A 9,863-nucleotide genomic window follows, 5' to 3' on the forward strand; every position below is an offset into this window, starting at 1 on the left:
AGGCTGCCGAGGACCAACCTCGTCAAACTGTCCGGACTTTAGTGAAAGCGCCGTCCGGGATTTAGCGGAATCACTGTCCAGCTTTTGCGAAGCGCGCAAATTGCCTTCGCTGTCGGATCTCTTTTGCTTTTTTCGTCTTGCAGTGAGACCGGCTCATCGCAGACGAGCAGTAATCGCGCGAAGGTCCAATCGATAGCAAAAGCAAAGGCGCAGCCGAAGCTCAAAAGCACCCGCAAGAGTAGGGCGATGGCGATAGCCGAGGCAAAGGCGCTTTCTGAAGCGCGCAGCCCACGGCAGTGCAAGACACCCAAAAAGGAATGCGGCTACGGCGCGGGTCCTGCCGGAGAAATATGCTCATGCTGGTCAGCAGAGGGTGCGCCCGAAGTTGGGGTCACAGTCAAGTGACACCACTCTTCAAACCGAAACGGCGAACGCCTGCGGTCACTGCGCGATCAGCTGTTTCAGCGGGTTATTGGGGGTGTCGGAGCTGTCTCGGATCCAAAAATCTTCTTTGAGCGCCATGAGGCTAAGTACGGCCCCAACGAGGACGCATAGCAGCACGATGAAGATGATGGCGGATCTGTTCATCACTCATATCAGGCTCAGAATGTGAGAATTCGTGGCGCAACCTTCCGGCGTCGCGTTCAGTTTCCAGCGCCATTGGTATTTGCCTCGCGCCTTAGCCCCGTAATGATTAAATACCGTCGCGCTCACGTGCGGCTACGAACTCGATCGCGTCCCCGACTGTCACGAGCTGTCCCATTAACTCGGTTGTGATGAATACTCCGAACTCTTCTTCGATCATCATCGACAGTTGCGAAATCTTCAAGGCATCTGCTCCTAGATCGTCGACAATCGAGGCGTCGTCCGGAAGGTCAGTAGCTTTGACATCTAACACTTCAATGAAGATCATTTTCATGCGGGTGGCAACATCGGTTCTTGTGATCTTCATAGGGCTGGCTCCGATGCGTTCTATTAAATCTTCTTCTGGTTTTCAGCTAAGGCGTTTGCCTTCTCTCGCGAGTTGCCGGCTTCCTAGATGATCTTGCGGACCTGGTCTTCGGTGAGGCCGTGCTTCCGCTTGAAGTAGTTCAATTCGTAGGCCTGCCCGGCGGCGACGCGGCCGCGATCCCGGCCAACGTTTTTCTTGTCGTCTGCCATTGGGTTCCTCCTTGTGTGTGGCCAAACACAACCGCGAGAGCCCCAGGTATATTCCAAGTTCTGTCGGAGTAGAGCAGTCAGGTGGCTCGCCAGCTCAGAAAGCTGGACGTCGCAGGTTCGAATTTTGCCGCCGCAACCGATTAATGCGCGGTGACTCTGGAGGCATCCGCGCCTTCACCCTGTCCGAGAAATTTCAGCAAGGCTGATAGCAAGGTTTCCGCCATTACCCGGTCGAGCGTGACCTCAATGACCTCGTCGTCCTCGGCCATCAACTCGAGGCGACCGACGAGCGGGTCAGTAGAGACCAAGTCAATATCCTTGCCTTGGTATTCAGCTTCAAGCACGGTCCAGTTGTACTGCATCGCCATCTCTCCTTCGTATTCACGGAACGATGAAACGCAATCGAGACGCGAGGTCTCACTTCAGCAGAAAGGAACCAGAATGCGCTTCCCTAGCTTCTCACATCACCACGGATTCCACCACTTGTTCGTGATCGCGGACATCTTCGCGGCGGTCGCGACGATCGTCGCATTCTTCGCACTCGCCGTCATCCGGTACGGCGCCGGTCGCACATGGCATTCGCAGCCTGGGCACCACTGCCTATCGCAAGATTGTCGATCTCCCGCCAGTCTACCGCGAGAGCTATGACAGCCACGGCCTCAGCCTCGAACCGGATCGAATGCGAACCTGATTCCGCTTGCCGGAAAGGAAGAGCTGGGCTTAATCGCCCGCTCTGCCGAACCCCTGCAAACCGTCAAGTCGGTTGACTGTAGCGCCGAGCGCGCTGACTGCCTCCATTGTGATCGCTAGGCTTTGCATAATCAGGGAAAGATCGTGGTCTTGATCCGGGTGAGCCAATTCGAGTGAACGCGTGTGAAGCCTCTGACTGACAGCGTTCAGCCGCTCGATAATATCCTCGTTCATTCAAACCTCCCGATGTTGTTGCTCCAGTAATGAAAAGGCGCGCGACAAACAAAGGTTCACTCCGGCGCTGACGAAAGGCAAATTATGATCGCCAAGCGCCCTACACCGCCTGAAACAATGTTCGGGGATGACTTCAAATCGTTCGTCCCGGCGGCTGATGTCGGTGAATGGGTCGAAGCGACATTCTTCGACTCTTCATCGCCGGTCGCCAATCCGGAACATGAGCATCTTGCCAATGCCCACATCGGCTATCTCTGGGGCAGATGCAGCCGGCGTCCGCGCAATGGTCGATGCAGCCAACCAGAAGCCCGAGATCGCAAGAGTGCGGATCGCACACGCATGTAGCACGTGTCAGCTAAGGGTGGCCTAGTCCATATCGAAAGCGGTCAGCTCTTCCATGGCTGCTCGCCCCTCGGCCTTCGCTCGGATCCGAGCCCCGACCAAGCGGCCCGATCGGATAGGCTTGCCGCCATCTAATAGGATCTGCCACTCCCACTGGTGCTGCCCGCGTCCAGTAAGCTGCAGTTTCAGTCTATCGGCGCTGTATCGTTCCAATTGCCGCTCCTTTGACGGGACTTTGACGGATCAATGGCCAAACCAAAACTCTCCGATGAGGTCAAGACCTACATCGTGCAGGCGCTGGCTTGCTTCGATAGCCCATCGGTCGTTGCCGCGGCAGTCAAGAAGGACTTCGGCCTCGATGTGAGCCGACAGCTCGTCGAGAGCCACGACCCGAACAAGAAAGCTGCCTCGGGCCTGCGTCCAAGTGGCGCGCTTTGTTCGAGGAGACCCGCAAGACGTTCCTTGAGGACACGCGGCCACCATCGCCATCAGCCACCGCGCAGTTCGGCTGTGGCTCTACAGCGCATGGCCGACAAGATGGAGCAGGCAGCCAAGGAAGTAGGGGACAGCTACACGAACCGGCGAGCAATCACCGGTCCAGACGGTGGCCCTGTAGAGGTGCGTAACGGTCTCTCCTGACCGTGCCTTCCCGCCTATCAACTATCGCATACTTCCCTGAAAGCAAAAGAGCTTAACACCATGAACCGACGCATCAACGCGGCGGGCTTCCGGAAATCTACAGGGAAGGCCGCTTTTTTGCGCCAAAAACTCGCGAGGCCAGCTATGGCTTCATCAGAATTTTGAGTGCTTGGATATCGTGAATCCGCTTTGATAGAAGTTGATGGGCATCGGTGCGCTCGGCGTGACCGGCATTGCGGCGATGGCGCTCGGTGTCAGCTTCGCCGAAGACATACGGCGAATCGTGTTGATTATAATCGGAAAGGTTTAAACCAATCGAGCGTCTCGCCATTCTTAGTTTAAACGCGTAGATTAGATCATTGCCAAATTCTCGCGGCCTTCCGTTCCGCAACTCTGCAGGGAAGGCCGCTTTTTGCGCCAAAAACTCGCGAGGCCAGCTAGGGCTTCATCAAAAGTTTGAGCGCTTGGATATCGTGAATCCCGCTTTGATAGAAACGGATAAGGTCTGCAGCAAGCGTGTCGGCTCGCTCGCTGCCTGGCGACAGATTCAATTCTTCCAGCAGATCATGAAAGACGCTCGCAATCTTTGCGAACTCGTCAGGGAGTATAATCTCGTATCGAGATGCAATCACCATAGCCCTAATCCCAGCCGACATCGAGTATGCGCCGTTGATGGGGATTACACTGGAAATTCGTTTGCCAAGTCTAACCCGATGATGCCGATCTCGTTCATAACCATTCTCCTCGCAGGAACACCCTCCACATATTGTCACATTCGAGGCCGTCGGGGGGCGTCCACCCCATCGGCTACCGCCTGGCCGTGCATGTCGAGCCGAGCGGCGTACGCATCATTGCCCGGGGCGGGCATGACTGGACCCAACGCTTCCCTGCGATCGAGGCCGCGGCAAAGGCGCTAGGCCATGATCCTCGACGGCGAGGCGGTCGTGCTAGACGATGCAGGCCGTTCGAACTTTGGCATGCTGCAGGCGGCACTCGGCGGCCGAGGCGGCAAGCGCGTCGCCGGCGAGGCGTTATTTTACGCCTTCGATCTCCTCTACTTTGACGGTCACGACCTGCGGGGCATGGAACAGCGGGAGCGTCGGACGATGCTCGAAGATGCGATCGCCGAGGGCGGCACGGTTATTCGATTGTCAGAAGAGATCGAGGGCGAGGGTGCGGCTATCCTTGCGCATGCATGCAAGCTCGGCCTTGAAGGTATTATCGCCAAGGACAGGCGGGCGCCGTACCGTTCCGGCCGGCTCGGTGATTGGCTCAAACTGAAATGCATCCAGAGCGACGGCTTTATCGTCGTTGGGTTCGAACCTTCAACGAAAGTGACCGGCGCGATTTCGCGGCTGTTGCTGGCGGCAAGGCGAGGCGACGAACTGGTCTATGTCGGCGGCGTCGGCACAGGCTTTGCTGACAAGATGGCCCGCGACCTCCGCAAGCAACTGGCAGCGATACCGGCGAAAGTGCCGCCGGTCACACTGAAGCGCAAGAACGTCGTGTTCTGCGAGCCCGCATTTGTCGCCGAGATCACCTATACGGAGTTCACCAGCGACGGGAAGCTCCGGCATCCATCGTTCAAGGGACTGCGCGAGCTGGCGGACAACGTCGATGTCTTCGAGCTCAAAAAATAGGCCCCTGCGTACAGGGGCCGAAGAGTGGGACAGCGGGTGCGGGGGGAGTGCCTGCCGTCCATGGGGTGCGAACAAAACGCGGTTCCCGGAAAATTGTTCCTGTGGATGAGCGCTGCCATAATGTCGACGACGCCTTCTTGGCTCGTTGCTGGATTTAAACCAAACCGCGGTGGTTTCGACACGCAGGGACTGTCGACGAGCGAGTAAGCCGAGATGGCCCCTTTTCATGGTTTCGCTGACAGTTTTTTGACTCGAGGAAGCCTTGCCCATTACTCCGCGACCGTTAGAAAGCCATTGTCGTAGGAGCAAAAAGACAGTCATGAAGAAGAGTGAACACTGGCCGGATGAAGCTTCAATCGTCACCTTCGCAGAGGGCGATCCTGATGAAAATCCATGGGTTGACGGGAAGCCGAAGCGCGAAGAGATTGAGGTCGAGGACTATAGTCCGCTGTGGGTTGAGACGTATGAGGTCCATAAGGCGCGGATTGAGGCGGTTACCCCGAAAATCGCGCTGAGCATCGAGCACGTTGGCTCGACGGCGGTGCCAGGGCTCCCCGCAAAGCCGGTTATCGACATTGATCTGATTGTCGCCGATCCTGAACGGGAGGACCAATACGTCCCGGCCCTTGAAGCACTTGGCTATGAACTAACGGTAAGAGAGCGCTCATGGTATCAGCATCGCATGCTGCGCCATGACAATCCGCGCATCAACCTGCATGTTTTTGGGCCGGGATCTCCAGAGCACGCGCGGCATATTCTGTTCCGAGATTGGTTGCGCGAGCGGCCAGCGGACAAGCAACGTTATGCCGATGCAAAGCTGCTGGCAAAAAACGGGGCTACAACCGCGCCTGACTACAACCTGAGAAAGCAGGATGTCGTGAGGGAGATCTACCGCAAAATCTTCGAGAGCCAAGGCTGGCTGGGAGATAGTTAGACGCGCGATTCACGAGCGAGCCGATAATCCCGACGTGTTTGAGCTCAAAAAATAGGCCCCGGGGAAGAGGGGCCTAATCAAGGTTCGGGGAACAACTTAAACAGAGTGTCCGGAAAAAGGTTCCCGCATCAATCCCGCTCGGCCAAAATTTTCTGCATCCGAGAGAGTTTGCTTTCCGCAATAGCAAGCCGCTGGACAAGCACGTTCGGTCTCTCGGCCTTGTCGTCCATTGAAAAGTCACCGATGATTTCCATCGGGTGGGCGTTCAGGACTTCGCAGATTTGAATCAAGGTTGGAACGGAAAGGCGGTTCGCCCCGCGCTCATATTTCTGGATCTGCTGGAACGTTATGCCAAGCGCCGCCGCCACCTTCTCCTGGGAAAGCCCCCGCATTTGACGGATTGTTCTGAGACGCTCACCAATTTGCAGGGAAAGCGCCATCGAGGTTTCGTTCATCTTGGCCATGTATACGCACTCCGCTTCTGAAACACGGGCCTATATGGAACAAGACCACTTGGCGTCACAACTCGCAGATCTGTGGGTAGACAGGCGCTTTCGAGCGGTGGCGGAGTTCACCCCTCGATGCTTGGCGCCGAGTAGCGCCACGGCGATTATCTCTGGCGCCGACCGGCGTCATCCCTGAACCGGGCGCACGCCACCAGCCGGCGCCTGTATCCGCACCTCGACATTCTTGCGGCCGCACTTGGCGCACTTGGCGTGGCCTCTGACATAGATCGGATGATCGCGCCCGAGCTTCTTCACGAACGGCTCTATCGGGCTGATTCCGCCGCGGCTGCAATCCAAGCACCAGAGATTAAACTGATAGCCGTCATCCAGCAGTTTTCCGAGCGTATCTATAATGACCGGCTGTTTCCTAGACATGCGCTTTCTTCCTCGATCGAGGTTTTGACAAGCCGCATGTCGTGAAAGGGCCCGCCAGCGCCAGTGGGTCAGGACTTCTTGGCCGGTGGCCATTCAATCCGGTGTTCGAAGCAATACCAGTTTGGCGCCGCCCGTCCGTGGGCATAGCCGAACGCGCCCCACTTCCTGCAGCCTGGATGTTCGCACAGGTGCTCGAACAGGCCGCTTTCCGCTCTCTTGGTAGCGCCAACTTCGTCGCTCATGCTCAATGCCTTCTGAGTATGTTTGTTCTACAAATGTTCTCATAGGCGCAGAGAGTCAACGACCAGTTTTAGGGAGGGCGTCAGTGATGTTTCGGTGCGAGCAGCACGACGCCGGCGCCGAGGTCAAACATTTCCGTTTCCGCATTCATTGTCAGGTAATTGTTGTCCGCCAACTCGATCAAAGCCTCGGCGACTTCATTTCGTGACCAACCGGCGGCCTCGGCTTTTGCGGCCAAATATTGGAATTCAGCCTCAAGCGCTTCCTGGCAGTGAAGGCTGCGATCGGGATGGCATTTCGAATGCTTCGGCGCGGGGATTTTCGGCATGGCGTTTCCTCCTGCACAATATGTTAGGACGCGGGTTGCCGTGCACAAGGCTTAGCTAATTCACAGATGCTCTCTCGAACATTATGTGCTCCATCCGCGCCGGTATGCCTCCTCGAGCATGTCTCGCCACATGTCGCCATCGTAACTTGCCTCAGCAAGCAGGAAGACGGCCACAAAGCAAAACCTCGCGCAGCCGGGCCAGTGGATCGAGTTCCGACCTATTTCTTAGGTCCGCAAATCAACGGTCGAAGCTCCTGCACGATCACGCCCGCCTTGGGCGATAGCATCACGCCGATCCAGCTGTCGGAAAATGTTCCAGCCTCATCGACAGGTGAAAGCCAAACCACTTCGTTTGTCGCGAGTTCGATTTTCACCTCACTGCCGATCGGACTGCCGGCGACGGTCTGGACGTAGTGGCGCTTGATCGGATGGTCGTTTCCCGCCTCATCGATCAGTCGGTTCTCGCTATAGTCTACCGCGATTTCGCCGATCTCCCCGCTCGACTTGCAATCGATCAGCCGCTCGCACCGAATGACTGAGGTGAAAGCGCAGGTCCAGGTGAGGCCGCTACGCCACATCGGATTGTCCCCCGCACTTGCGGTGGTCGCCGCAAGGAGCAGTGCCGCAGCCAACGGTTTCTTCAGGATTGTCTCATCCCCCTTTGGTCCGAACGCATAGTTCGAAGCGAAAACGTGGGACGATGATAAACTATAATTTATAATTCGTGCAATGACTCCGTGACCTGAACGATACAACGTTGGCCAATCAAAGTTCAGCTGTCGCTGGATTTCACGCCCATCATTAACTCTTGCAGAGGAACCTTCAGATTCGTGCTTATCCGCGTAATGACCTGCAAGGAAGGGTTGGCTGTCCCATTGAGGATTCCAAAATAGTAAGGATTGGTAATCTCACAGAGACGAGCCATATCTTTTTTAGCCAGCCCGCGCTTTTCCCGCTCGCGCTCCATGACCATCGCCATGTTTCGCAGGATCATCGTCCCAAGGTCCGTGTCGGGCTTCTTACGCTTGCTCGTCGCCATTCGATAAACTATAATTTACTCGTTGCTAGGTTTGAATGAGATATCGGCCGATGTTTGCCAAAGGTAAGTCTGTAACCGTACTCGTCGCAGTGTTTCTGACGACCGCCGCGCTTCCCACCCCCGCTTCTGGGAGCGAATGGGGTTGCGAAGTCTTGCTGTGCGCGTCGTCTTCCCACCCCTCTTGGCGCGGTGTTCCCGCCTGCCATCCGCCGATGGCTCGCCTCATCTCCGCGATGAAGAAGCCGGGATTCAATTGGCCGACCTGCCCCGAAGGAGGGACGGGATCGCCAGGCTACGAGAGATATGCGGAATGCCCGGAAGGCTATCAGGTGAGGAGCAGAAGGGACGGCGACGGCTTCCCCGGGAAGGGCGACCTGTGCGTCAAGGCAGTCAATATTTGCCAAGGCAATGCGCACGGTCTTTACAACTCTGATCGGCAGCGGCGCTGCATACAATCGGTCTCCATTTCTCGGCCTCTCCGGTCAGTGCCCTACTTCTTCGACATCAAGAATGATACTTCTGGCAAAACCGAGCGGCATTGGTTCGGCTTGCACAAGTAAACGGATTCGAGCGGGTAAGGAAGGTTTAATCCATGCGATGTGTCAACCGCCACACCCTTCTCGGCCAGGTCTTGTAAGTGAACATTTGCCACCAATCGGGAATGGGTTGCCACCTGGCGACAGCAAGTCGGCGACCGCCTGATTCCAGGTTACGATCCTCGACAATAAGCAGGCCGAGTGGATCAAGGAACAGGTCTCGTCTATGTCGCTCCCGGATCTCGAATGCCAGCTACGAGCGGGACGGTGAACAGGTTTACACCATCGACGTCATCGCGCAGCATCTTCAACCCGCTTTCGGAGAGCAGGGCTCACAACCATCAATAAAACTCTTGGGCGACTTGTCCCTCTGAGCCACCGCCCGTTCCGGTCGGCCGCGCCCGATGCCGCCGGCACGAAGCCTGCCTTCGGCTGTCTCCGCCGATTGCGGTAACGATCGCTTGTCCAGTCGGGTGCTTCGCGCCCGTATAGGAAGCCCGTTCCGGGCCACATCTTTGTTTTCGCCCCATGACAGCGGTGCCCGAGCCGGTCAAGCGGCCCGTGAAGCCGTTGCATCTTCCGCGCCAGTCCGCCGAGGGCGGACCCGAGAAGATGCGCCACCTTCCGCGCCACCCCGCTTGACAGTCTCGCTCCCCGCCGTGGGGCGGGCTCAAGCCCACCCCCCTCTGTCCGGGGGAATGTCAGAGGCCATTCCCCCGGAAAGACCGGGGAGGCTTCGCCCGAAAGGGGGCCTCCCTTCGGGAAACGGGAAAACAGGAGACAGACAATGAGCATCTACGCCCGAACCGCCCGCTTCGACACYGGCCGYRCCCTGACCGAAACYGARATGCGCCAYATCGCRCCGTCAATCTTTGCCGTGACCGCCCATGAGAGCCGGTCCGAACGTTTCGAACCCATCCCGACCATCGAGGTATTGCGCGGCCTTATGAACGAAGGCTTCATGCCGGTCGGCGCCAAGCAGTCGCGCAGCCGCATCGAAGGCAAGGCCGATTTTACCAAGCACCTCATCCGGCTACGCCGCATCGATGACGGCAAGATYTACAATGTCGGGGATACGGTTTGCGAAATYCTCCTGAAAAACGCCAATGACGGAACCAGCGCCTACGAGCTGATGGCCGGGCTTTTCCGTGTCCGTTGCCTCAATTCCTTGGTGACGCAGACCGGCACCATCGATGCCA

Annotated in this window: 16 protein-coding genes and 2 pseudogenes; 6 read left to right on the forward strand and 12 right to left on the reverse strand. The window is 57.2% G+C overall.

Going from position 1 to position 9,863, the window contains the following annotated elements; all coding sequences use genetic code 11:
* Positions 1-441: 441 nt before the first annotated feature.
* From ASD03_RS39575 to ASD03_RS35120, 5 genes are all read right to left on the reverse strand, one after another.
* The gene (locus ASD03_RS39575; RefSeq protein WP_156408130.1) at positions 442-588 is read right to left on the reverse strand and encodes a hypothetical protein; all 147 of its coding nucleotides are present in this window, start codon (positions 586-588) and stop codon (positions 442-444) included.
* A 106-nt stretch (positions 589-694) separates the two neighbouring features.
* Entirely contained in the window at positions 695-952 is a 258-nt protein-coding gene (locus tag ASD03_RS35105) for an acyl carrier protein (protein WP_057218640.1), read from the reverse strand.
* An 83-nt stretch (positions 953-1,035) separates the two neighbouring features.
* A complete protein-coding gene (locus ASD03_RS38540) occupies positions 1,036-1,161 on the reverse strand; it encodes a DUF3606 domain-containing protein (RefSeq protein ID WP_082555491.1) in 126 nt (41 codons plus the stop codon).
* Between the two features lie 140 nt (positions 1,162-1,301).
* Positions 1,302-1,523 (reverse strand): hypothetical protein, encoded by a 222-nt coding sequence (locus tag ASD03_RS35115; RefSeq protein WP_057210360.1) that lies wholly within the window; start codon positions 1,521-1,523, stop codon positions 1,302-1,304.
* Between the two features lie 358 nt (positions 1,524-1,881).
* On the reverse strand, positions 1,882-2,085 hold the full coding sequence (locus ASD03_RS35120; RefSeq protein ID WP_057210362.1) for a hypothetical protein: 204 nt from the start codon (positions 2,083-2,085) through the stop codon (positions 1,882-1,884).
* Between the two features lie 84 nt (positions 2,086-2,169).
* Between ASD03_RS35120 and ASD03_RS35125 the strand changes: the two genes are divergently transcribed.
* The 3 genes and pseudogenes from ASD03_RS35125 (at position 2,170) to ASD03_RS41215 (ending at position 3,376) form a co-directional block, all read left to right on the forward strand.
* Positions 2,170-2,430 (forward strand): hypothetical protein, encoded by a 261-nt coding sequence (locus ASD03_RS35125; protein WP_225906552.1) that lies wholly within the window; start codon positions 2,170-2,172, stop codon positions 2,428-2,430.
* A gap of 243 nt (positions 2,431-2,673) precedes the next feature.
* Positions 2,674-3,066, forward strand: a pseudogene (locus ASD03_RS35135) (DUF2280 domain-containing protein).
* A gap of 202 nt (positions 3,067-3,268) precedes the next feature.
* Positions 3,269-3,376, forward strand: a complete 108-nt coding sequence (locus ASD03_RS41215) for a DUF1515 family protein (protein WP_082555492.1) — start codon at positions 3,269-3,271, stop codon at positions 3,374-3,376.
* Positions 3,377-3,503: 127 nt separating this feature from the next.
* Here the strand turns inward: ASD03_RS41215 and ASD03_RS35140 are convergent, their stop codons facing one another.
* The gene (locus ASD03_RS35140; protein ID WP_057258458.1) at positions 3,504-3,701 is read right to left on the reverse strand and encodes a hypothetical protein; all 198 of its coding nucleotides are present in this window, start codon (positions 3,699-3,701) and stop codon (positions 3,504-3,506) included.
* A gap of 170 nt (positions 3,702-3,871) precedes the next feature.
* Between ASD03_RS35140 and ligD the strand changes: the two are divergent.
* Both ligD and ASD03_RS35150 read left to right on the forward strand, forming a co-directional pair.
* A pseudogene (gene ligD / locus ASD03_RS35145) lies at positions 3,872-4,706 on the forward strand (non-homologous end-joining DNA ligase); the annotation flags it as partial.
* A gap of 319 nt (positions 4,707-5,025) precedes the next feature.
* Entirely contained in the window at positions 5,026-5,640 is a 615-nt protein-coding gene (locus tag ASD03_RS35150; RefSeq protein WP_057218647.1) for a GrpB family protein, read from the forward strand.
* Positions 5,641-5,768: 128 nt separating this feature from the next.
* On the opposite strand, the gene ASD03_RS35155 is transcribed toward ASD03_RS35150, so the two are convergent.
* The 6 genes from ASD03_RS35155 to ASD03_RS35175 all read right to left on the reverse strand — a co-directional run bounded on the left by ASD03_RS35155 (position 5,769) and on the right by ASD03_RS35175 (position 8,128).
* Entirely contained in the window at positions 5,769-6,104 is a 336-nt protein-coding gene (locus ASD03_RS35155) for a helix-turn-helix domain-containing protein (protein WP_063978344.1), read from the reverse strand.
* A 168-nt stretch (positions 6,105-6,272) separates the two neighbouring features.
* Positions 6,273-6,521, reverse strand: coding sequence for a hypothetical protein (locus ASD03_RS35160; protein ID WP_057218648.1), 249 nt, complete (start codon positions 6,519-6,521; stop codon positions 6,273-6,275).
* A gap of 68 nt (positions 6,522-6,589) precedes the next feature.
* A complete protein-coding gene (locus ASD03_RS40105; protein WP_164474907.1) occupies positions 6,590-6,763 on the reverse strand; it encodes a hypothetical protein in 174 nt (57 codons plus the stop codon).
* Between the two features lie 80 nt (positions 6,764-6,843).
* Positions 6,844-7,089: a hypothetical protein gene (locus ASD03_RS35165; RefSeq protein WP_057218650.1), complete on the reverse strand. Its 246-nt coding sequence runs from the start codon at positions 7,087-7,089 to the stop codon at positions 6,844-6,846.
* A 218-nt stretch (positions 7,090-7,307) separates the two neighbouring features.
* Entirely contained in the window at positions 7,308-7,721 is a 414-nt protein-coding gene (locus tag ASD03_RS35170) for a hypothetical protein (protein WP_057218652.1), read from the reverse strand.
* A gap of 140 nt (positions 7,722-7,861) precedes the next feature.
* Entirely contained in the window at positions 7,862-8,128 is a 267-nt protein-coding gene (locus ASD03_RS35175; RefSeq protein WP_057210374.1) for a helix-turn-helix transcriptional regulator, read from the reverse strand.
* A 1,383-nt stretch (positions 8,129-9,511) separates the two neighbouring features.
* On the opposite strand from ASD03_RS35175, the gene ASD03_RS35180 reads away from it, so the two are divergent.
* Positions 9,512-9,863: DUF932 domain-containing protein (locus ASD03_RS35180; protein ID WP_244494737.1), on the forward strand; the 352-nt coding region annotated here is incomplete at its 3' end.

The sequence above is a fragment of the Ensifer sp. Root127 genome (genome assembly GCF_001425225.1).
In the GTDB taxonomy this organism is placed as follows: domain Bacteria; phylum Pseudomonadota; class Alphaproteobacteria; order Rhizobiales; family Rhizobiaceae; genus Ensifer; species Ensifer canadensis.

Excerpts from the sequence above, each read along its gene's own strand:
- ASD03_RS35120 (WP_057210362.1), bottom strand. The coding sequence starts at position 2,085 with ATGAACGAGGATATTATCGAGCGGCTGAACGCTGTCAGTCAGAGGCTT.
- ASD03_RS35150 (WP_057218647.1), top strand. The coding sequence starts at position 5,026 with ATGAAGAAGAGTGAACACTGGCCGGATGAAGCTTCAATCGTCACCTTC.
- ASD03_RS40105 (WP_164474907.1), bottom strand. The coding sequence starts at position 6,763 with ATGAGCGACGAAGTTGGCGCTACCAAGAGAGCGGAAAGCGGCCTGTTC.
- ASD03_RS39575 (WP_156408130.1), bottom strand. The coding sequence starts at position 588 with ATGAACAGATCCGCCATCATCTTCATCGTGCTGCTATGCGTCCTCGTT.
- ASD03_RS41215 (WP_082555492.1), top strand. The coding sequence starts at position 3,269 with ATGGGCATCGGTGCGCTCGGCGTGACCGGCATTGCGGCGATGGCGCTC.
- ASD03_RS38540 (WP_082555491.1), bottom strand. The coding sequence starts at position 1,161 with ATGGCAGACGACAAGAAAAACGTTGGCCGGGATCGCGGCCGCGTCGCC.
- ASD03_RS35140 (WP_057258458.1), bottom strand. The coding sequence starts at position 3,701 with ATGGTGATTGCATCTCGATACGAGATTATACTCCCTGACGAGTTCGCA.
- ASD03_RS35115 (WP_057210360.1), bottom strand. The coding sequence starts at position 1,523 with ATGCAGTACAACTGGACCGTGCTTGAAGCTGAATACCAAGGCAAGGAT.
- ASD03_RS35165 (WP_057218650.1), bottom strand. The coding sequence starts at position 7,089 with ATGCCGAAAATCCCCGCGCCGAAGCATTCGAAATGCCATCCCGATCGC.
- ASD03_RS35105 (WP_057218640.1), bottom strand. The coding sequence starts at position 952 with ATGAAGATCACAAGAACCGATGTTGCCACCCGCATGAAAATGATCTTC.
- ASD03_RS35125 (WP_225906552.1), top strand. The coding sequence starts at position 2,170 with ATGATCGCCAAGCGCCCTACACCGCCTGAAACAATGTTCGGGGATGAC.
- ASD03_RS35160 (WP_057218648.1), bottom strand. The coding sequence starts at position 6,521 with ATGTCTAGGAAACAGCCGGTCATTATAGATACGCTCGGAAAACTGCTG.
- ASD03_RS35155 (WP_063978344.1), bottom strand. The coding sequence starts at position 6,104 with ATGGCCAAGATGAACGAAACCTCGATGGCGCTTTCCCTGCAAATTGGT.
- ASD03_RS35175 (WP_057210374.1), bottom strand. The coding sequence starts at position 8,128 with ATGGCGACGAGCAAGCGTAAGAAGCCCGACACGGACCTTGGGACGATG.